Raw genomic sequence first — 20144 nt, 5'->3', positions numbered from 1 at the left:
AGTCAGTCCACCAGCTGGAGCAGGGCGTTCTCGATCAGCTCCGGCATCGCCGGATGGATCCAGTACTGCGTGGTGGCGATGTCCCGGGCGGTCTGTCCGGTGCTCATCGCCTGGATCATCAGCTGCACCAGGGTGGTTGCCTCGGGGCCGATGAGGTGGGCGCCGAGGATCTCGGTGGTCTCGGCGTCCGCGATGAGCTTCACGAAGCCGGTGGTGTCCTCCATCGCCCAGCCGTAGGCGATCGAGGCGTACTCCTGGACGGCGACCGCGATGTCGCGGCCGCTGCGGCGGGCCGTCTCCTCGTCCATCCCGACCCAGGCCACCTGCGGATGGGTGAACACCCCGCTGGGGATCGGCATCGTGTCGGAGCGGCGCAGCCGCTCCGGGTGCAGGATGTTGTGCCGCACGATGCGCTGTTCGTGGTTGGCGACGTGCTTGAGCTGGTGGTCGCTGGAGAGGTCGCCCAGCGCCCAGAGACCGTCGAGCACCTCGCCACCTGCGAGAACGCGCTGGTACGCATCGACCGCCACGCGGCCGTCCTCGGTGGTGTCGATGCCGGCGGCGGAGACGTCCAGCAGGTCGGAATTGGGGCGACGCCCGGTCGCGACCATCAGCTCCTCGGCGCCCAGCACGACCTCCTGGCCCTCGCGCATCCCGCGCAGCTCGACCCCGTCGGCGGTGCGGCGCACCGAGGTGGTCGACAACCGGGTCTCCAGGTGCAGCCGGTCGCCGAGGATCTCCGTCAGCCGCGCCGAGATGTCGGCGTCGGCCCCGCGCAGCACCTGCTGCGAACGGGCGATGAGCGTGACCTCGACGCCGAAGGACGCGAACACGTGCGCCATCTCGACGGCGATCACGCCGGATCCGAGGATCGCGAGCGAGGAGGGCAGACGGTCGATCCGCATGATCGTGTCCGAGGTGTGCGGAGCCGCCTCCGCGAGACCGTCGATCAGCGGCAGCGTCGGCCGGGAGCCGGCGCCGAGGACGATGGTGTCGGCGCTCACCGCGCGCTCGGTGCCGTCCTGCTCCCGCACGCGCAGGGTCTTCGCCCCGGTGAAGGTCGCGGTACCCCGCAGCAGGGTGAGGTTCGCATTGTCCCCGTGGTCCCGGCGGTACTCCTCGCCGCCGGCCGTGATCGGGTCGATGCGCCCGAAGATGCGGTCGCGGATCGCGGGCCAGTCGACGTGGCGCAGCTGCTCGGTCAGGCCGAAGGGGCCGGCTTCGGAGGGCGTCGCGGCGAGGTTCGCGGTGTGCACGAACATCTTGGTGGGGATGCAGCCGAGGTTCAGGCAGGTCCCGCCGAACACGTGGCGGGGCCCGACGCCGCGGTCGATCTGGACGATGGAGCGGTCCGCGAACTCGGGTCCCGGGAAAGAGTTCGCGGAGCCGGAGCCGATCAGGGCGATGTCGAAGTGCGTCTCGTCGGTCACCGTCCCAGGCTAGCCGCCCCGTCGCGCACATGCTCCGCGAGCGCTGCGGAAGCGTCCAGCAAGGCGATCGCCCGGACCGAGACGCGTTCCCGGGAGGCCGCCAGGGCGGTATGGACCGACGAGGTCTCCCCCAACACCCGCACCTGACCGAGGATCTCGGCGATGTCCCCCAGGCGGTGCCCGCCGCGACGCAGCAGATGGACCAGCTCCGCATCGTGCACCGCGCTCGGCGGATAGAGACGGTGCCCGCTGCCCGGGTCCCGGGGCGGGTCGATCAGGCCCGCGCTCTCCCAGTGCCGAAGCGTCGCCGGGGAGAGCCGCAGTCGTGCGGCGAGCTCCCCGATCCAGAGGGTCCGTGGGGCGCGTCCCGGGTCCTCTCCGCGCTCGAGGTCGCCGAGGGCCCGCTCCACCACGGTCAGCGTCCCGCGATCGCGCAGCAGCTGCTCGTGCGCACGGTCCAGCAAGGTCAGCGCCGCGTCGAGGTCCCCGCCGTGCAGAGCGGCCATGATGTCCAGAGCCGGCCGGTGCCCGATGGCGCGGCGGAGCGCGAGGAAAGCCCGCAGCGCCCTGGCGTGGCGGGCGGTGTAGCGACGGTGCCCGGTGCTCGTGCGCTCGGCCGCGGGCAGCGCCCCGGCGTCCTCGTAGTTGCGCACGGCCTGGCTGGACAGCCCGTGCTCGCGGGCCAGGTCGATGGGACGCATCTGGACCACCTTTGAGGTTATGACGCATGGCCAGGCACCTCCCCTGGCGCCAGGGTTCAACGAGAATCTCAAGGATACGATCGAAGTCCCGAGAACTCGTACCGCCTGCCCGTGGACCGCCGCATCTGGAGGATCGATGACCACCGCCGACGCCCAACCCTCAGCCGACACACACCGCCCCGCCGACGCCCACGACGTGATCCTGGTGCGCGGCGCCCGGGAGAACAACCTCCGCGACATCTCCCTCGACCTCCCCAAGCGCCGCCTGACCGTGTTCACGGGCGTCTCCGGCTCCGGGAAGAGCTCCCTGGTGTTCGGCACCATCGCCGCCGAGTCCCAGCGGATGATCAACGAGACCTACAGCTCGTTCGTCCAGGGTTTCATGCCCTCCCTCGCTCGTCCCGACGTGGACGAGCTGCAGGGGCTGACCCCCGCGATCATCGTCGACCAGGAGCGGATGGGCGCCAACGTCCGCTCCACCGTCGGGACCGTCACGGACGCCGGCTCCTACCTGCGCACCCTGTTCTCCAAGCTCGCCGAACCACACGTCGGCGGGCCCGGCGCGTACTCCTTCAACGTCCCCAGCGTCACCGCCTCCGGGGCGATCACCCTGCAGAAGGGCAAGAAGACCATCGCCGAGAAGGCCAGCTTCTCGCGGGTGGGCGGCATGTGTCCGCGCTGCGAAGGCATGGGCGAGGTCTCCGACGTGGACCTCACCGAGCTGTACGACGAGAACCTCTCCCTCGACGAGGGCCCGTTCACGATCCCGAACTACGCCGCCGGAGGCTGGTACCAGAAGCAGTTCGCCGCCTCCGGCTTCTTCCCCTCCGACACACCGATCCGCTCCTTCACGAAGCGTCAGCTGCACGACTTCCTGTACAAGGAACCCACGAAGGTGAAGATCGAGGGCGTCAACATCACCTATGAGGGGCTGATCCCGAAGATCCAGAAGTCCATGCTGAGCAAGGACCGCGACGCGATGCAGCCGCATGTGCGCGCGTTCGTGGACCGCGCCGTGAAGTTCATCGTCTGCCCCGAGTGCGAGGGGACCCGCCTGGCCGAGCACGCCCGCACCTCCCGGATCGACGGCCTCTCGATCGCCGATGCCAGCTCCCTGCAGATCACGGACCTGGCCGCATGGGTGCAGTCCCTGCGCACGCTGCACACGGGGCCGACGGTCGCCCCGCTGCTGACGAACCTCTCGGCGCTGCTGGAGAGCTTCGTGAAGATCGGTCTGGGCTATCTCAGTCTGGATCGTGCCTCCGGCACGCTGTCCGGCGGCGAGTCCCAGCGCACCAAGATGATCCGGCACCTCGGCTCGGCGCTGACCGACATCACCTACGTGTTCGACGAGCCCACGATCGGTCTGCATCCGCACGACATCACGACCATGAACCAGCTCCTGCTGGCCCTGCGGGACAAGGGCAACACCGTGCTGGTCGTCGAGCACAAGCCCGAGTCGATCGCCATCGCCGATCACGTCGTCGACCTCGGTCCGCGCGCCGGTGTGCACGGCGGCCGGCTGCAGTACGAGGGCGACGTGGCGGGCCTGCGGGCCTCCGACACCCTCACCGGGCGCCATCTCGACCGCCGCGCCACCGTGAAGGACCAGGTGCGCACGGGCCGCGGCGCCCTCGAGATCCGCGGCGCCGACCAGCACAACCTGCAGGACGTGGACGTCGACGTGCCACTGGGGGTGCTGACCGTCATCACCGGGGTGGCCGGCTCCGGCAAGAGCTCCTTGGTGCACGGCTCCCTGCCCCGCGACGCCGAGGTCACCGTGGTCGATCAGGGGGCCATCCGCGGCTCCCGTCGCTCCAACGCCGCCACCTACACGGGCCTGCTGGAGCCGATCCGAAAGGCCTTCGCGAAGGCCAACGGGGTGGGGCCCGCGCTGTTCTCCAGCAACTCCGACGGGGCCTGCCCGGTGTGCAAGGGCGCCGGGATGATCTTCACCGAGCTCGGCTTCATGGAGACCGTCACCACCGTCTGCGAGGAATGCGACGGCAGGCGGTTCCAGGCCTCGGTGCTCGAGTACACCCTCGGCGGGGCGAGCATCGCAGACGTGCTGGAGATGTCCGTCGAGGAGGCGCTGGCGCTGGTGACCACCCCGGAGGCGAAGGTCCCCGCCGCGGCGAAGGTGCTGCGCCATCTGGAGGAGGTCGGCCTGGGATATCTGACCATCGGCCAGCCGCTGACCACCCTCTCCGGCGGCGAGCGGCAGCGGCTCAAGCTCGCCATGCATCTGGGCGAGAAGGGCGGGATCCTGGTGCTCGACGAGCCGACCACCGGCCTGCACCTGGCCGACATCGACGCCCTGCTGGCTCTGCTGGATCGACTGGTGGACTCCGGAAGGACCGTGATCGTCATCGAGCACCACCAAGCCGTCATGGCCCATGCGGACTGGATCATCGACCTCGGGCCCGGAGCCGGGGTCGACGGCGGCCGAGTCGTGTTCGAGGGGACCCCGTCCCAGCTGGTGGCCGACGCCTCGACCCTGACCGGGACGCATCTGGCGCAGTACGTCGGGGCGAGCTGAGCGCAGTGCGGGGACCGCCGTGCGCATCCCGAACCCGAACTGCGGGATCGGCGACTTCCCCACCGCACAGGTGCACCTGACGGCGAGGGGGCACGCCGCGGCTGCTGGGAGGTGAGCACGGGGCGACGCGAGCATCTGAGCACGGATACTCTGCCGTCGTGCCCTCCCCCGTGCCCGCCGCCCTGCTCGACGCCCTCGACATCCTGCGCTGCCCGAGTTGCGGCGGCGAGCTGACGGTCCTCGACCGGAGCCTGCGCTGCCCGCAGCGGCACACCTTCGACATCGCCCGGGCCGGATACGCCTCGATGCTGGGCGGCGGCGGTGCCAGAAGCGGTGACGACGACAAAATGGCCCGGGCCCGGGCCCGCTTCCTGGGCAGCGGCGCCTATGCCCCGCTGCTCACGGCGATCGGCGATCTCGCCGCGTCCGCCGTCCCGGCGCTGACCGCCGCCGACCTGCCGGGCTCCTCCCCCACCGCTCTGCCGACTGCCGCCGACGCGGGGGGCCCGCCGGCCGCTGCGGGCCCGAGCAGCTCCGCGCCGATCGTCCTGGACATGGGGTGCGGGCCCGGCTATTACCTCGCGGGGCTGCTGGACCGCTTCGAGGGCGCCCGGGGGCTCGGGGTCGACACCTCGGCGCGCTCGCTGCGGTTCGCCGCCCGCGCCCACGAGCGGGCCGCCGCCTGCTCCGGGGACGTCTTCGCGCCCTTCCCTCTCGCCGACGACTCGATCGACCTGCTGATCGACGTGTTCGCCCCGCGCCATCCCGCCGAGTTCGCCCGGGTGCTCGGGCCGTCCGGGGCTCTGGTGGTCGCGCGTCCGGGCACCGATCACCTCGCCGAGCTGCGGGAGGAGATCCCGTCGATGGTGGCGATGGATCCGCACAAGGAGGAGCGGCTGCACGAGGCGCTCGCGCCCTTCTTCGTCGCGGGCCCGCAGCGCACGGTGCGCTACGAGCTTCCCCTGGACGTCGAGCGGGTGAGGGATCTGGTCGCCATGACCCCGAGCGCTCGCCATGTCCGGCCCGCAACTCTCGATGAGGTCACCGAGCAGTTCCGCAGGTCCTCCGGCTCCGAGCCCTTCTCCGTCACGGTCTCCGTGACGGTCAGCAGCCACCGTCCGCGGTAGCGGGCCCGGCGTCGCGGTGCGCCGGAAGCGATTAGGCTGGTCACCCTCATCCCGACCCTTCCGAGGAGACCTCTGTGGCCGACCGCCGCTGCGTGTTCATCGACTTCGACGGCACCCTCGCGGATCGGGGCGTGGTCCCGCGCGAGCACGCCGAGGCCGTCGGGCGCGCCCGGGCGCAGGGGCATGTGGTGCTGCTGTGCACCGGACGCCCCGCCTCGATCATCGTGCCCGAGGTCGCGGCGCTGTTCGACGGCGTGGTCGCCTCCGCGGGCGGCTTCCTGCGTCTGGGGGACGAGGTGCTGCACGACGAACGCTTCCCCGCCGCCGTGGGACGCCGCACCATCGAGGTGCTGCACCGGCACGAGGTGGCCTTCGCCCTGGAGGCCCCGGATGCGCTGTGGTGCACCCCGTTCTCGGCCGAGCGGATCCGGGCCCGGATGCGCCCCTCGGGCCCGAGCAGCGCCGGGGGGATCGGGAGCGGACCGACCGACATCATCGCTGCCGTGCGCGTGCGCGAGGACGTCGCCGACTGCTCCTTCGCGAAGATCTCGCTGTGGGACTCGCGGGTTCCGATCGAGCAGCTCGCCGCCGAGAGCGGACCCGAGCTGGGGGCGCTGCCGAGCTCGATCACCACGGACGACCTCAGCTCCGGGGAACTGCACCTGCGCACCGTCGACAAGGCCGACGGGATGCGTCGCGTCCGGGAGCATCTCGGCCTGGGTCCGGAGGCGACGGTCGCGATCGGGGACGGCATGAACGACCTGGGGATGCTCCAGGCGGCCGGGACGTCCGTCGCGATCTCCGGCGCCCCCACCGAGGTGCTGGCCGCGGCGGATCTCGTGGTCCCCGGCCCGGTGGAGCACGGGATCGTGAGCGCCTTCGCCCGGCTCGGCCTGGGCTGACCCCCAGCTGCTGCGGCGCCGTCAGCTCCGCCGGCGCAGTCCGATCAGCACGAGACCTGCGGCCGCGACCAGCGCGCCCACCCCGAGCAGGATCACGCCCTGGGGTGTGACGTCGGCCGTGAAGCGCTGCTCGAAGGCCTGCACGATCGGACCGAGGAAAGCCTTCTGATCGACGCGGTCCGGCACCAGGTCCTCGACGCGCTGGGCGAGGGCCCAGGTGCCGAGACCGGCAAGCATGGTGCCCAGACCCGCCAGCATCAGCATCCCCCGACGGTGACGGGCGATCAGCAGCGCCAGCACCGCCAGCCCCAGCGCGATCGGACCCGCCCGCTGCGCCCAGGGGTCCAGGGCCGTGGCGTGGGTGAGCAGCGGGATGTCGGGGATGGTGGCGATCGTGACGGCGGCGGAATCCGGCCGCGGGACGTCCAGGAGGGGCACCTGCTCCTCGACACCGGTCAGCAGCGTGTCGATCACCGGAGCGAGATCGACCTCGAGATCCGAGGAGCCCGGGGAGAACAGCGCACCGTGCAGTTCGATCATCGCGGCATCCCACACGGTGGTGTAGACCTCGGTGCCGGTGGCGCGGGCGGCCTGCTCCTGAGCGATGGGCGTCAGCGAGTCGGCGATCCAGCCCGGCACGGTCTCGTCGCGGAGGATCGTCTCGACCGCCCCGTCGGTGAGGGTGCGCTGGAACGCGGGGTCGTCCGCCAGCGGCTGGGTGATCTCCACGAAGCCGTCCTGGTCCACGACATGCGACTGGAGCCACGCGGCGGGCAACCAGAAGGACGCGAGCAACGTGGCGGCGATCAGCAGCAGGACGGCGAGGAGATCTCGGGCGGTGGACACCTGACCCACGGTACCGGGCACCGAACGGGGACGCTCTCAGCAGGCTCCGTCGGCCTCGGCCGGAACTATCGGCTCCTGCGGATGCCGTCGACCCCAACGGCCACGAGAACGGGAACGGCCCCGTCCCACCGAGGGTGGGGCGGGGCCGCCGACGGTGCGGGGCGTGTCAGCCGACCCGGACGAAGGTCCAGCTGCCGGAGTAGATGTCACGCTCGGAGGTGTCCACACGCGGGTTGCCGGCGTCGACGAACTGACCGTTCCCGGCGTAGATGCCGATGTGGCCGGGCTTGAAGACGAGGTCGCCGGGCTGAGCCTCGGAGCGCGGGATGACGGTGCCGGACGCACCCTGCGCGTTGGCGCCGCGCGGCAGGTCGACGCCGTGCTGGGCGTAGACCCACTGGACGAAGCCGGAGCAGTCCCAGCCCGAGGGCGAGGTGCCGCCGAAGACGTAGGGGGTGCCGATGCCGGAGCGGGCGGTGGCGAGGATCGAGCTGCCCTTGGCGGCCGAGGGCGCCGACGCGGACTCCTGCGAGCCGGAGGAATCGCTGGACTGCTCGGACTCGGAGCTCTGACTCTCGGAGTCATCGCGCTCGTTCGACCGGCTCGAGTCGTCGTCCTCGCGGGTCTCGGGCGCCTGCTGGTCCTGCTCCTGCTCGGCGGCCTCCTGCTCGGCGGCCTCCTGCTCAGCGGCTTCCTGGGCTGCGGCCTCCTCGGCTGCGGCCTGGGCGGCGGCGATCTCTTCCTCGGTGGGGCCGACCTCGACGGAGATGCTGGTGGCGGCGGGGGCGAAGGAGGACTCCTCGGAGCCGTCGTCCTCGCCGGCCTCGACGGCGGGAAGGCCCACGGCCGGGGCGGTCACGGGGGCGATCACGGCGGGGGCGGCGTCCGCCTCCGGTGCGGCCGGGGCGTCGGCCTGCGGATCGGACGGCTCAGCGGTCGCTGCGGCGGCGCCGCCGAAGAGCATCGCGGCGGCCATGGCGGCTCCGGCGGTGGCGCGTCCGGCACGAACGGCGGGGGTCACCGTGCGCATGGCGCGGCGGTGAGTGTTGAGCGAGGTCTTCGACACGTTGTGGCTCCCGGCCCCGGGCGTGTGCCCTCGCGCGTGCGTTTTCTCGTGCTCCGGACCCGGTGCGCGGTGGGGCTCTCCAGGCGGAATACCGAGACCCGGACGTCTCGGCACGTTCACGACCCTAGGCGATCGGGTGCCCCTCAGTCAGGGCGACAGAAAGCTCTGGGGAAGAGCTTGACGGAGCCTTTACCCGGCTGCCAGCGGCGTCACGTGGAGCTGGCCGGCATCGACCTCGGAGACGGCCACCTCCCCACCGGCAGGTCCGCGCAGCACGAGGGAGCCCCCGAGCCGTTCGGCCTCCAGCTCGGCCTGCGGAACAATGCCATGACGTGCGAGTTCTCCGAGGAGCTGGACGTCGCTCTGGATCCTTTCGCCGATGCGACGCAGCAGGACCCGAGTGGTCTGACCGTCTTTCAGGACGTCGATCAGCTCGCGGGGCGGATTGGTCGTTCCTTTACCCTCTCCGGTGGCACGCGTCTCGGTGATCCCGAGGGCGGACAACCCCGGGATCGGGTTGCCGTAGGGGTCGACGAACGGCGGTGCGAGCTTCTCCGCGAGCCGCTGCTCGACCTCGAGGCTCATCACGTGCTCCCACCGGCAGGCCTCCTCGTGGACGAGGGCGTAGTCCAGACCGATCACGTCCAACAGATGACGCTCGGCCAAGCGGTGCTTGCGCATCACGTCCGTGGCGACCGCGTGGCCCTTCTCCGTCAGTCGGATGCGTCGCTGATCGTCGAGATGGAGCAGGCCGTCGCGCTCCATCCGGGCCACGGTCTGGGAGACCGTCGGTCCGGAATGCCCCAGGCGCTCCGCGATCCGGGCGCGCATCGGCGCGATGCCCGCCTCGTGGAGCTCGAACACCGTCTTCAGATACATCTCGGTGGTGTCGATGAGATCTCCGGTCACGGGGTCCCCTCCTAGGTCGGGCGCACGGCAGGCTCCCGACATCTTAGTCGTCCGCCCGACGCGCCGCGCCCTGTCGTCCCAGCTTGCCGGTCAGCCCAGCAGGGTCAGCAGGTGCAGGCCGACGCCCAGACCGTTCAGGAGCAGATGGGCGATGATGCAGGCCCAGATCCTGCGCCGGCGGGACCACAACAATCCCACGGCGATCCCTGTTGTGCCCTGCATCGCGATCGCCTGCAGGGCATTCGCCCAGAGGGGCCGTCGCCGTGGGAGAAGGTGTGCTTCAGGGCGAACAGCACATCGCCTCCTCCCCCCCCGGAGGAGATCGTCGCGGGAACGGGCAGTGCCCCGGACCGCACGGGTCCGGGGCACTGCGAGCGGGCGGAATCGGACTCGGCCGATCTCACCCGGGGGAGGAACCGGTCAGGCCCGGGCCTTGACGATCTCGCGCATGAGATCAGCGGTCTCGGTCGGCGTCTTGCCGACCTTGACGCCGGCGGCCTCGAGAGCCTCCTTCTTCGCCTGGGCGGTGCCCGCGGAACCGGAGACGATGGCGCCCGCGTGGCCCATCGTCTTGCCCTCGGGCGCGGTGAAGCCCGCGACGTAGCCGACGACCGGCTTGGACATGTTGTCCTTGATGTACGCCGCCGCACGCTCCTCGGCGTCGCCGCCGATCTCGCCGATCATCACGACGCCGACGGTCTCGGGGTCGTTCTCGAACGCCTCGAGCGCGTCGATGTGGGTGGTGCCGATGACCGGATCGCCGCCGATGCCGATGGCGGTGGTGAAGCCGATGTCGGCCAACTCGTACATCATCTGGTAGGTCAGCGTGCCGGACTTGGAGACCAGGCCCAGCTTGCCGGTGCCGGTGATGTTCGAGGGCGTGATGCCCGCGTTGGAGACACCGGGGGTGATCACGCCGGGGCAGTTGGGCCCGATGATGCGGGTGGTGCCCGTGGACTGGGCATAGTTGAAGAACTCGGCCGAGTCCTTGACCGGGATCCCCTCGGTGATGATCACCAGGAGCTCGATCGCGGCGTCGATGGCCTCGACCGCCGCGCTCTTGGCGAACTTCGGCGGCACGAAGACCACCGAGACGTTCGCGCCGGTGGCCTCCATGGCCTCCGCGACGGATCCGAAGACGGGAACGTCGTGACCGCCGTCGAAGGAGACGCTCTGACCGGCCTTGCGGGGGTTCACGCCGCCGACGATGTTCGTGCCGGAGTCGAGCATGCGCTGGGAGTGCTTCATGCCCTCCGAGCCCGTCATGCCCTGGACGATGACCTTGCTGTTGGCATCAAGGAAGATAGACATCTCGGGTGCTGCTCACTTTCCTGCGGCGGCGGCGAGCTCGGCGACCTTCGCGGCGCCGCCGTCCATGGTGTCGGCCTGGGTGACGAGGGGGTGCGCGAAGTCCGCGAGGATCTTGCGGCCCTCCTCGACGTTGTTGCCGTCGAGACGGACCACGAGCGGCTTCGTGGCGGTGTCGCCGAGCTTCTTCAGCGCACCGACGATGCCGTTGGCCACTGCGTCGCAGGCGGTGATTCCCCCGAAGACGTTGACGAACACCGCGGCGACCTGCTCGTCGCCGAGGATCACGTCGAGGCCGTTGGCCATCACATCCGCGGAGGCGCCGCCGCCGATGTCGAGGAAGTTGGCCGGCTTGACGCCGTGCTGCTCGCCGGCGTACGCGACCACGTCGAGCGTGGACATGACCAGACCCGCACCGTTGCCGATGATGCCGACCTCGCCGTCGAGCTTGACGTAGTTGAGATCCAGGGCCTTGGCCTTGGTCTCCAGCGGGTCCTCGGAGGAGGTGTCGACCAGGGCCGCATGGTCCTCGTGACGGAAGGCCGCGTTCTCGTCGATCGTGATCTTGCCGTCGAGGGCGATGATCTTGCCGTCGCCGGTCTTGACCAGCGGGTTGACCTCGACCAGTGAGGCGTCCTCCTCGCGGTAGGCGTCCCACAGCTTGATCAGCACAGGAGCGACCTTGTGCGCGGTCTCCTCGTCGAAGTTCGCAGCCTGCACGATCTCGGCGGCTTTGGCCTCGTCGATGCCGACGTTGGGGTCGACGGCGACCCGGGCGAGGGCCTCGGGACGCTCGACCGCGAGCTGCTCGATCTCCATGCCGCCCTCGACGGAGCACATGGCCAGGTAGTTACGGTTCGCGCGGTCCAGCAGCAGCGAGAAGTAGTACTCCTCGGCGATGTCGGCGCCGGCGGCGACCATGACCCGATGCACGGTGTGGCCCTTGATGTCCATCCCGAGGATCTCGGCGGCCTTCTGCTCCGCCTCCTCGGGGGACTTGGCGATCTTCACGCCACCGGCCTTGCCGCGGCCACCGGTCTTCACCTGGGCCTTGACGACGACGACCGGGGTGCCGAGCTGCTCTGCAGCAGCCTTGGCAGTGGCAGGATCCTCCGCGACGACTCCTCCGAGCACGGGCACGCCGTGCTTCTCGAAGAGATCGCGGGCCTGGTACTCATACAGGTCCACGGGGTGCTTTCCTCTCGATGTCGGCAGAGGGCGGCAGGCCACAGCGGCCACGATGCCACCCCTGGGAACGCGCTCAGCGTATCGCTTCTGCGGTGCTCGTCGCACCGCTGCGGCCAGGGTGCGCGCAGTCTCACGTCCAGCGGGGAAACCGCCTCCCACGGGACCGGGCGTTCAGATCCGGGCGATAGCATGGACCGATGAGCCGACGATCCCGCAGTCTCGCCCGCCGCGTGCGCGAGCACCTCGGCTTCAGCGTGATCGCGATCGGGGTGCTGTTCGTGGTGCTGCGCCTGCTCGGGGTGCGCTCGACCTTCGCGGGCTTCGTGCTGTCGGTGGGGATCACCCTCGCGCTGAACGTCGCCCTCTCCTACTACACCGATCACCGAGCCCGGAATCCGCGGCCCCGCCCCGCGTCGCGGGGCGGCGGGGACATCCGGTGGCGCGAGGACGACCGTCCGGGCGACGATCGCTGAGCGAGGAGACGCCATGGCTGACTGGAAGACGTACGCGAAGGCCGCACGGAACACGGCCCGCAAGCAGGCCCCCGGGGCGCGCGACGCCGCGAAGCGGGCCACCTCCCGAGCGGGCGACTACGCCCGCGCCGCCGGCCGCGCGGTGGACGCCGGGCGGGACGATCAGCAGCCGCCCGCGTCGGGCCATGGCCCACAGGTCCGCCGCGACCGCGAGCGAGGCCAGGACTCCTCCCCGCGCCCGCCGCTCGACGCGGAGTCACTGCGCAAAGGGGCCGCCGCGTACTACACGGTCGCCGAGCGCCGGGTGCGCTCCGCGGGGATCGTCCCGCGCATCCTGCGCTCCGTGCGCGACGCCGTCCTGATCGGGCTGTCCCTGCTCGTGATCTGGCTGGTGCTCGCTGCGGCGGGACTCCAGATCCCCTTCTCGGCCGTGGTCATCGTCGTCCTGGTGATCGTCGTGATCAGCTTCGGCACGGGCATGTACTCCCGCTTCCGCTACCGCGGGACGGAGACGGAATCGGAGCCGGGCGAGGAGGACCCCGCGCCCTGATCCACGTCACGACGCAGCGCGTCGGCCTAGTATCACCTCATGCCCGTGGAGCCCCGCCCGCCCGAACCGGACGCGCCGAGGCCGCCCTCCGGGCTGCACCATCTGGAACTGTGGACCGCCGACGTCGCCGCGCACGCGCCCGGCTGGCACGAGCTGTTCGCCGGGGCCTATCCGCATGCCGGCGGACCCGATCACATCGCCTGGTACGGCGAGAACCCCGAAGGCATCGAGGTGGAGATCGTCGCGGGAGGAGCCACGGTCCCGTCCTAGAGCTTCGTCAGCGGCGCATAGCGCAGCAGCAGCCGCTTGGTCCCGTTCGGCGGCTTGAACTGCACCTCGACCTGGGTCTTCTCCCCTTGCCCGGAGACCTCGGTGACCGAGCCCATGCCGAAGGAGTCGTGGGTGACACGGTCCCCGACGCTCAGCTGGGGCATCGCCGCGGCGGAGACGGGCGTGCGCCCCGATCCGAAGCTTGGCCGCTTCACATCGCTTCGCCCCCCGCCGATCCCGCCGCTGAAGGACGGGCCGCGCCCGCCGCCGGAGCGGCTGCCGCCAGAGGTGCCGGAGCCGTATCCGCCCGCGCCCATGCCGCCGAAATCCGCGCCGCTGAGGGTGGAGCCGGCCCGCGCCACGTCGAGCACGGCCTCGGGGATCTCGTCGAGGAAGCGGCTGCCGGGCATGAACTGCGACTGTCCCCAGGTGGTGCGCATCTGAGCGCGGGTGAGGTAGAGCCGCTCGCGGGAGCGGGTGATGCCCACGTACGCCAGGCGCCGCTCCTCCTGCAGCTCGTGCGGATCCGAGAGGGTGCGGTTGTGGGGAAAGGTGCCGTCCTCCATGCCGGTGAGGAACACGACCGGGAACTCCAGGCCCTTGGCCGTGTGCAGTGTCATCAGGGTGACGAACTGGTCCTCGCCGCCGGGGAGCTGATCGGCGTCGGCCACCAGGGAGACCTTCTCCAGGAAGCGGTCCACCAGGGAGGCCTCGGGATCATCCGGGGCGCTGAGCGCGGCCTCGGGGTCGATGTCGGCGCCGATCACCTCGGAGGATCCGGCCGGTCCCTCGGTCGAGCCCTCCGCGCCGGTCCCGGGCCCTGCGGCCGTCCCGGGCCCCGCGGCGGTCCCGGGCTCGGCCCCGGGGTCGGACCTGGACCCGGAGTCGGACCCTACCTCTGGCTCCGCCTCCTCGAACTCGCTGGCGGCGGCGTCGGCCGCCTCGGTCTCGGCCTCGAACTCGGCGGCCACGCTGATCAGCTCGGCGAGGTTCTCCAGGCGCGACTCGTCCTGGAGGTCCTCGCTGCCCTGCAGCTCGGCGTAATAGCCCGACCGCTGCAGGATCGCCTCGACCAGCTCGGCGGGCCCGTCACCGCGGGACGCCATCTCCTGGAGGTCCTCGAGCATCGCGACGAAGGTGCGCACCGCGTTCAGGGAGCGGGTGGCGATCCCCGGCGCCTCGTCGGCACGCCGCAGCGCCTCGCCGAAGCTGATCCGGTCCCGCTCGGCGAGCATCGCGATCGCGGCCTCCGCCCGGTCGCCGATGCCGCGCTTGGGGACGTTGAGGATCCGCCGCAGGTTGATCTCGTCGGCCGGGTTGGCCAGGACACGCAGGTACGCCATGGCGTCCTTGATCTCGCGCCGTTCGTAGAAGCGGGTCCCGCCGACGACCCGGTAGGGCAGCCCCACCCGGATCAGCTGGTCCTCCAGAGCGCGTGACTGCGCGTTGGCGCGATAGAAGATCGCGATGTCCCCGGCGCTGCGGCCATGGTCGACCAGGGCGTCGATCTGGCGGGCGATGTAGCGCGCCTCGGCCTGCTCGTCGTCGGCGACATACAGGGTGATCTGCTCGCCCTCCCCCTGATCGGTCCACAGGTTCTTCTTGCGCCGTCCCTCGTTCTCCTCGATCACCGCGTTGGCGGCCGTGAGGATGTTCTGGGTCGAGCGGTAGTTCTGCTCCAGCACGATGGTGCGGGCCGAGGGGAAGTCCTTCTCGAACTCGATGATGTTGCGGATCGTGGCCCCGCGGAACGCGTAGATCGACTGGTCGGAGTCGCCCACCACGGTGAGATCGGCGCGAGGGTCCTCCCCCACCAGCTCACGGACCAGCTGATACTGCGCTGTGTTGGTGTCCTGGTACTCGTCGACCAGGAGGTGGCGGAAGCGGCGGCGGTAGCCCTCGCGGATCGCCGGGTTCTCCCGCAGCAGCGTCACCGTCAACGCGATGAGGTCGTCGAAGTCCACCGCATTGGCCTGGCGCAGGCGCTCGGTGTAGTTCGTGTAGATCCGCGCCAGCGTCCGTTCGAAGGGGTTCTTCGCGCTCTCGGCCTCATCGGCGAAGTCGATCGGGTCGATGAGCTCGTTCTTCAGCGAGGAGATGCGCGAAGCCAGGGCCCGGGGGGCGTGCTTCTTGGTGTCGAGCTCCAGGTCCTTGGCGATCGTGGTGATCAACCGCAGGGAGTCGGCGCTGTCGTAGATCGTGAAGGTGCTCTTGAGGCCGGCGGCCTGGGCGTCGCGGCGCAGGATCCTCACGCAGGCGCTGTGGAAGGTGGAGACCCACATGCTGCGGGCGACCGGTCCCACCAGCTCCCCGACCCGTTCGCGCATCTCGGCGGCGGCCTTGTTGGTGAAGGTGATCGCGAGGATCTCCCCGGGCAGGGCCTCCCGGGCGCGGAGCAGATGCGCGATGCGCCGGGTCAGCACCCGAGTCTTGCCGGAGCCGGCGCCGGCGACGATCAGCAGCGGGCTGCCGCGGTGCTCGACGGCCTCCCGCTGGGCCGGGTTCAGCCCGTCGGTGAGCTCGGAGAGGACGGCGGGGTCGACGGCGAAGGCATCGTGACGGTCTCCGGCAGGTCGGGCCCGGTCGGCCGGATGCGGGATCTGCTCGTCATCCGCCGGCGCTGCGGGGAGCGCGGTCGACGGCGGCTCGTCCTCGAACGGGGACACGTCCTCGAACGGGGGCTCGTCCTCCGGCGGCGGTTCCTCCGCGAGGGGCGGCTCCTCCTGGGCGGGCGCTTCCCCCGGCCCCGGATGCGCCTGCTCCCGGCCGGTGCTCCCGTCGGCGGGCGCGGCGGCCGAGGGGGCGACCGTCACACCGTCGAGGCGGCGGAAGGCATCGGGCAGGGAGAGGTCGTCGAAGAGTGAACTCATGAGGCCCCCAGGATAGGCACGGGACCCGACAGCGCGAGTGCTGACGAGCCCCGTGTGGACGAGAGGTCGAGGCGGAGGACGGGGCGTCCCGCCGCTCGGGTGGCCCCGGTCGGGTCAGCGGCCGATGCCGAAGACCGCGACGACCACGTTCAGGGCGATCGCGGTCGGGATGCCGTACCAGATGATCGCGGGGGTCTCCTCGCGGCGGTTGATCGCCACATAGGAGAAGGCGGTCACGACCAGGCCGATCACCAGCTTCAGGGTGAACCACAGGTGCCCGTCGGCGCCCGTGGCCATCGACAGCCCCATCATGATGACGCCCAGCACCAGGGCTCCCCCGGCGGCGTGCGCCATGGCGCGGTTGGGCTGCTTGGTGCGCAGGGCGGCGACCCACAGGCCGAGGCTGGTGGCCCAGCAGAGCAGGTGCAGGACGAGCAGGAGCGAGATCACGAAGGACATGCCTCCACGATACGGGGCACGGCCTGGGAGGCCCCTGCCTGCGACGTGCGAGAATCGCCGCATGTCAGCGGCTCCCGACGGCTCCCCCGACACTCCTGCTCCCGAGTCCGGGCCGGCCACCGGCCCGGCCTCGTCCTGGGTGCCGGAGACGCTGGATCTCGAGCACCGCCCGCGGGTCTCGCCCGGCAAGCTCGTCACCGGCGTGCTCTCGCTGCTGCTGGTGGTCGTCGTGCTGATCTGGGGACTGCCCTGGGTGGTCGGCGTGACCTGGACGCAGATCGGTGCCGCCCTGGCGGCGGTCCCCGGCTGGGCGCCGGTCGCGGTGGCCCTGCTCGGACTGCTCGCCCTGGCGCTGGAGGCGCTGACGGTGCGCACCGCCGTCCGCGGTGCGCGGTATCCCGCGGCGCTGCTCGGGCACACGGCCTCGGCGGGCATGGGCCTGGCGCTGCCGGGCGGGTCGATGCTCGGTCTCGGCCTGCTGGGATGGATCCTGCGCCGCTCGGGAGTCACGGTGGCGGTGATCGTCACCGGGATCATCGCCGCCTCGCTGGTCGAGATGGTGATCACCTCGATCCTGGTCCCGCTGCTGGGGCTGGGCGCCTATGCCCTCTCCTCGCTGCTGGCCCCGGCGGGGGCCTCCCTGCCCGGGGCCCTGGGGGCGGGACTGGTCGCGCTCCTCGGCGCGGTGCTCGCCCTGGCGCTGACCGTGATCCTCCTGCGTCGGGAGGTGCTCACGCGTCTGCTCCGGCGCTTCGGGGAGCTGATCCCGTCCCGGTACGAGACCGTGATCCTGACCCAGCGGGACGCCCTGATCCAGATCCTTCGTCGGCGGACCGGGCCGTTGCTGCTGCCCACGCTGGCGGCGCGGGCGGTGCAGTGGGGGGCGCTGCTGCTGGCGATCGACGCGGTCGGCGCCGAGATTCCCCTGCTGCTGACGGTGGCCGTGTTCGCGCTGGGTCGCGTGCTGTCCCTGGTGCCGGTGACCCCGGGCGGGGCCGGCATCTCCGAGACGGTCCTGGCCGCGGCGCTGGTCGGCCTGGGAGTCGCGGCGGCCGATGCTGCGGCGGCGATGATGCTGATGCTGGTGGCCACCCTGGTGGTGCCGCTGCTGGCCGGGGCGATCAGCATCGTCGTCTCGACCACGCTGCCCGCGCGGCGAGGTCACTCCTGGTCGGCGTCCTCGTCATAGGCCGGGGTGGCGACGCCGAGGGTGTGCGAGGGATGGGCGAGCAGTCCCTCGTCGGCGGCCGGGACGAGGGGGAAACCGCCGATGCTGGCGCCGCGGGCGGTGCCCACGAACTCCGCGACCTCGCCCACATGGCGGTGGGCATCGTCGCCGCGGCCCAGGAATCCGGCGCCCTCGTAGCCGCCGAGTCGTCGGCCGCTGGTGCGCTCCCCGACGGTGGCGATCCGGTCGAGACGCCGAGCGCTGGCCCGCAGTCCGGCCGCGATGCGTCCCAGCTCGAGGTAGGGCTGATCCGTCCAGCGCTCGCGGACCTCCTCGCCGATCCGCCGGGTGGTCGCGTCCCCGGAGCGGGTGACGTCGACGATCGTGTTGGCCAGGCGCAGGCGGAGCAGGGTCAGTCGGTCGGCGCCGTGGCGGAGCACCGCGGCATGCTCCCTCAGCTGGCGCGGGTCCGCGGTCATCCGGCATCTCCTTCTCACAGGTCCCGGGGCCGACCGCGGTCTCGATCGCACCGACGCCGGGCGCTGCCATCGTAGGCGTTCACGGTGCGAGCGTCTCCAGCCAGTCGTCCAGGATCCCGATCGCACGCGCTCGTGCGTCGGCGTCGGAGAGGAACACGTCGTGGCGAGCGCCCTCGATCGGCTCGACCCGCACGTCGGGTCCCAGGCGCCGGGCGGCCCGGGCGAGGGCATGCACGTCCAGCACGGTATCGGCGCGTCGCATGCCTTCCCGGAAGGACGCCCCGAACCGGCTGCGGGCCGAGTGCATCACGAGCACCGGGATCCCCAGGGGCCCGGCGGCGCGCAGCCGCGTCTGGCCGTCGAGCACGGCTGCCAGGGTCTCGGCGGGGAATCGATGCCCGCGGGCGGGCTTGAGCGCCAGGTCGTAGTCGTACATCCCGCCGAAGTCACGGTGGAGGGCGCGGGAGTAGTGCGAGGATCCCTCGGGAAGGATCGGGCGCGCGCGCAGATGCTCGGCCAGCAGCCGCACGGGCGTCCGGGCGAGAGTGCGCACACCCGATCCGAGATGCATCTCCAGCCACGGCGAGTTCAGGGCGAGCGCACGGACCGTGCCGGGCCGACGCTGCGCCCACAGCGCCGCGGTCAGTCCGCCGGCGGAATGGGCCAGCAGCACCGGCGGTCGATCCGCACCGATGATCCGCAGCGCCGTCCCGATCTCCCGGTCGTAGCGGCTGAGGTGGTCGACGGAGGTCGGGGTCTGGTCCGGCAGCAGGCTGCGTCCGTACTTGCGCAGGTCCAGGCCCCAGACGTCGTACCCGGCCTTCCCGAGGTGCTCGAGCAGCCCTCGGTCGAAGACGTAGTCGGACCAGCCATGCATGACCAGGACCGGGGGCCTCGCGTCACGGGCGGCGGTCTTTCGAGCGCCGTGCGTGCGCGGACCGGTCGGCTCGCGGTGCACGAGGGAGGCCACCAGCGGCCCCTCCTCGTCGGCGCCCAGATCGAGCCGACGGACGGTGTACCCGGCCCCGAGGACCGGGTCCTCGATCACGCGTCCTCGGTGCTGTCCCGCAGCAGATCGACCACCTCGTCGCGGCGGTACCGACGATGGCCGCCCAGCGTGCGCATGTACGAGAGCTTGCCCGCCTGTGCCCAGCGCGTGACGGTCTTGGGGTCGACATGGAACATCTTGGCGACCTGGGCAGGAGTCATCAGCTCCGCACCGGGGTCACCGGGCTCGTGCGGGCGCTCCGGGGATCCAGTGTTCATGCAGGGGGCCTTTCGAGCGGTACAACGGGCAGACAGTGCGACAAGCTCCGGGTCGGAACTGTCCGCGGGCCGCGTCGACCTGACGAGTCCGGTCACGGCGGCCCCGGGTAAGGCGTCCACCAAAGGATAGACGGCCGAGGTTCGTGTGCAGGTAAACCATACCCCTGCTTCCGACCAAGTTTCTCGACGGTATCATCGCCGCACCGCGACCGACGGGAAGGGACATCGAGCACGTCCGCGCCCTCGCGGTTCGCCGGAAGCCAGGGCATGCATGTACGATCAGGTTCCGACACACTGCCATCTTCCGGGTCGACAAGAAGCCCGGCAGCCGACGCACAGGGGGTCAGATCCATGGGTCGCGGCCGACAGAAAGCCAAGCACACCAAGGTGGCACGGGACCTCAAGTACTACAGCCCGCCGACGGACCTGTCGGCGCTGCAGCGCGAGCTGCAGTCCCAGCGGGGTGAGGGCTCCGCGGACGGCGACGACCGGACCGAGGACAGCGACGACTGGGCGGACGAGAACGCGCCGTCGGCGCACCGCCGCTGAGGACCGTCGACGACCCGCACAGGCGATCTCCGGGAACGGACGAG

The 20144-nt window shown here is 71.2% G+C and carries 21 protein-coding genes; 8 read left to right on the top strand and 13 right to left on the bottom strand.

Features of this window, described 5'->3' with window-relative positions:
- Positions 1 to 2: 2 nt before the first annotated feature.
- Together BH708_RS18555 and BH708_RS18550 are read right to left on the bottom strand one after the other, a co-directional pair.
- A complete protein-coding gene (locus BH708_RS18555; RefSeq protein ID WP_076810437.1) occupies positions 3 to 1430 on the bottom strand; it encodes a mycothione reductase in 1428 nt (475 codons plus the stop codon).
- A complete protein-coding gene (locus BH708_RS18550; RefSeq protein ID WP_076810436.1) occupies positions 1427 to 2131 on the bottom strand; it encodes a MerR family transcriptional regulator in 705 nt (234 codons plus the stop codon). Before BH708_RS18550 ends, BH708_RS18555 begins: the two co-directional genes overlap by 4 nt.
- Positions 2132 to 2267: 136 nt before the next feature.
- Here BH708_RS18550 and BH708_RS18545 point away from each other — a divergent pair, with 136 nt between their 5' ends.
- The 3 genes from BH708_RS18545 to BH708_RS18535 all read left to right on the top strand — a co-directional run bounded on the left by BH708_RS18545 (position 2268) and on the right by BH708_RS18535 (position 6699).
- A complete protein-coding gene (locus BH708_RS18545) occupies positions 2268 to 4670 on the top strand; it encodes an excinuclease ABC subunit UvrA (protein ID WP_076810435.1) in 2403 nt (800 codons plus the stop codon).
- Positions 4671 to 4828: 158 nt separating this feature from the next.
- Positions 4829 to 5797, top strand: a complete 969-nt coding sequence (locus BH708_RS18540; protein ID WP_076810434.1) for a putative RNA methyltransferase — start codon at positions 4829 to 4831, stop codon at positions 5795 to 5797.
- A 74-nt stretch (positions 5798 to 5871) separates the two neighbouring features.
- Complete coding sequence (locus BH708_RS18535) at positions 5872 to 6699, top strand: HAD family hydrolase (RefSeq protein ID WP_076810433.1); 828 nt, start codon at positions 5872 to 5874, stop codon at positions 6697 to 6699.
- Between the two features lie 21 nt (positions 6700 to 6720).
- Here BH708_RS18535 and BH708_RS18530 read toward each other — a convergent pair whose 3' ends face one another.
- From BH708_RS18530 to sucC, 6 genes are all read right to left on the bottom strand, one after another.
- Entirely contained in the window at positions 6721 to 7545 is an 825-nt protein-coding gene (locus BH708_RS18530; RefSeq protein WP_076810432.1) for a hypothetical protein, read from the bottom strand.
- A 166-nt stretch (positions 7546 to 7711) separates the two neighbouring features.
- Positions 7712 to 8611, bottom strand: coding sequence for a C40 family peptidase (locus BH708_RS18525; protein WP_076810431.1), 900 nt, complete (start codon positions 8609 to 8611; stop codon positions 7712 to 7714).
- A 189-nt stretch (positions 8612 to 8800) separates the two neighbouring features.
- The gene (locus tag BH708_RS18520; protein WP_076810430.1) at positions 8801 to 9520 is read right to left on the bottom strand and encodes a metal-dependent transcriptional regulator; all 720 of its coding nucleotides are present in this window, start codon (positions 9518 to 9520) and stop codon (positions 8801 to 8803) included.
- 90 nt (positions 9521 to 9610) lie between these two features.
- Positions 9611 to 9742 carry a hypothetical protein gene (locus tag BH708_RS20525; protein WP_256386302.1) on the bottom strand — a complete coding sequence of 44 codons (132 nt, stop codon included), beginning with the start codon at positions 9740 to 9742 and terminating at the stop codon, positions 9611 to 9613.
- Positions 9743 to 9940: 198 nt separating this feature from the next.
- Entirely contained in the window at positions 9941 to 10831 is an 891-nt protein-coding gene (sucD, locus tag BH708_RS18515; protein ID WP_076810429.1) for a succinate--CoA ligase subunit alpha, read from the bottom strand.
- Between the two features lie 12 nt (positions 10832 to 10843).
- On the bottom strand, positions 10844 to 12016 hold the full coding sequence (gene sucC / locus BH708_RS18510; RefSeq protein ID WP_076810428.1) for an ADP-forming succinate--CoA ligase subunit beta: 1173 nt from the start codon (positions 12014 to 12016) through the stop codon (positions 10844 to 10846).
- Between the two features lie 197 nt (positions 12017 to 12213).
- Here sucC and BH708_RS18505 point away from each other — a divergent pair, with 197 nt between their 5' ends.
- The 3 genes from BH708_RS18505 to BH708_RS18495 are packed head-to-tail and all read left to right on the top strand — an operon-like array spanning position 12214 to position 13309.
- Positions 12214 to 12489 (top strand): hypothetical protein, encoded by a 276-nt coding sequence (locus BH708_RS18505; RefSeq protein WP_076810427.1) that lies wholly within the window; start codon positions 12214 to 12216, stop codon positions 12487 to 12489.
- A gap of 13 nt (positions 12490 to 12502) precedes the next feature.
- Positions 12503 to 13039 carry a hypothetical protein gene (locus tag BH708_RS18500; RefSeq protein ID WP_076810426.1) on the top strand — a complete coding sequence of 179 codons (537 nt, stop codon included), beginning with the start codon at positions 12503 to 12505 and terminating at the stop codon, positions 13037 to 13039.
- Between the two features lie 39 nt (positions 13040 to 13078).
- Positions 13079 to 13309, top strand: a complete 231-nt coding sequence (locus tag BH708_RS18495; protein WP_076810425.1) for a hypothetical protein — start codon at positions 13079 to 13081, stop codon at positions 13307 to 13309.
- Here the strand turns inward: BH708_RS18495 and BH708_RS18490 are convergent.
- Together BH708_RS18490 and BH708_RS18485 are read right to left on the bottom strand one after the other, a co-directional pair.
- Positions 13306 to 16179 (bottom strand): UvrD-helicase domain-containing protein, encoded by a 2874-nt coding sequence (locus BH708_RS18490; RefSeq protein ID WP_076810424.1) that lies wholly within the window; start codon positions 16177 to 16179, stop codon positions 13306 to 13308. The genes BH708_RS18495 and BH708_RS18490 overlap by 4 nt on opposite strands.
- Positions 16180 to 16293: 114 nt before the next feature.
- Positions 16294 to 16638 (bottom strand): hypothetical protein, encoded by a 345-nt coding sequence (locus tag BH708_RS18485; RefSeq protein ID WP_076810423.1) that lies wholly within the window; start codon positions 16636 to 16638, stop codon positions 16294 to 16296.
- Positions 16639 to 16699: 61 nt separating this feature from the next.
- Between BH708_RS18485 and BH708_RS18480 the strand changes: the two genes are divergently transcribed.
- Positions 16700 to 17827, top strand: coding sequence for a lysylphosphatidylglycerol synthase domain-containing protein (locus BH708_RS18480; RefSeq protein ID WP_076810422.1), 1128 nt, complete (start codon positions 16700 to 16702; stop codon positions 17825 to 17827).
- Here BH708_RS18480 and BH708_RS18475 read toward each other — a convergent pair.
- The 3 genes from BH708_RS18475 to BH708_RS18465 all read right to left on the bottom strand — a co-directional run bounded on the left by BH708_RS18475 (position 17800) and on the right by BH708_RS18465 (position 19551).
- The gene (locus tag BH708_RS18475) at positions 17800 to 18285 is read right to left on the bottom strand and encodes a hypothetical protein (protein WP_076810421.1); all 486 of its coding nucleotides are present in this window, start codon (positions 18283 to 18285) and stop codon (positions 17800 to 17802) included. The genes BH708_RS18480 and BH708_RS18475 overlap by 28 nt on opposite strands.
- Before the next feature lie 79 nt (positions 18286 to 18364).
- Positions 18365 to 19333, bottom strand: a complete 969-nt coding sequence (locus tag BH708_RS18470; RefSeq protein WP_076810420.1) for an alpha/beta hydrolase — start codon at positions 19331 to 19333, stop codon at positions 18365 to 18367.
- Complete coding sequence (locus BH708_RS18465) at positions 19330 to 19551, bottom strand: BldC family transcriptional regulator (RefSeq protein ID WP_076810419.1); 222 nt, start codon at positions 19549 to 19551, stop codon at positions 19330 to 19332. Before BH708_RS18465 ends, BH708_RS18470 begins: the two co-directional genes overlap by 4 nt.
- Positions 19552 to 19902: 351 nt before the next feature.
- Here BH708_RS18465 and BH708_RS18460 point away from each other — a divergent pair, with 351 nt between their 5' ends.
- On the top strand, positions 19903 to 20100 hold the full coding sequence (locus BH708_RS18460) for a DUF3073 domain-containing protein (RefSeq protein WP_076810418.1): 198 nt from the start codon (positions 19903 to 19905) through the stop codon (positions 20098 to 20100).
- Positions 20101 to 20144: the final 44 nt, after the last annotated feature.

This window comes from Brachybacterium sp. P6-10-X1 (genome assembly GCF_001969445.1).
In the GTDB taxonomy this organism is placed as follows: domain Bacteria; phylum Actinomycetota; class Actinomycetes; order Actinomycetales; family Dermabacteraceae; genus Brachybacterium.
Note: the sequence above shows the minus strand (reverse complement) of the source record. Positions and strands in the feature narration are given on the sequence as shown.